Raw genomic sequence first — 251 nt, forward strand, 5'->3', positions numbered from 1 at the left:
GCCCATCGTGTGCCTCGCGGTACGACACAATGGAATCGTTGTCCTCAGGCATATAAAGCTGGCCCTGGGGCGAATAGATACCGTATTTGTGAAAGAGATTGGCCATACCGAACGTGCGCGCCTCATCGGCCACAATCGGCACGATGCGCTCGCCCAGCACAGGGGCCTTGAGCAATGCGCCCAACATGCGCACAAACGCCAGGGTGGTGGACATCGGTTTACTTTCCCCTGCCGACGCAAAGCCTGCGAAT

Annotated in this window: 1 protein-coding gene; it reads right to left on the minus strand. The window is 58.2% G+C overall.

The genetic code is table 11. The features are described 5' to 3' along the window. On the minus strand, window positions 1-214 hold a 214-nt coding region (locus tag SB717_RS38090; RefSeq protein ID WP_410908374.1), incomplete at its 3' end, for a hypothetical protein. Between the last annotated feature and the right edge of the window lie 37 nt (window positions 215-251).

The organism is Priestia sp. SIMBA_032 (assembly GCF_046535215.1).
GTDB lineage: Bacteria > Bacillota > Bacilli > Bacillales > Bacillaceae_H > Priestia > Priestia aryabhattai.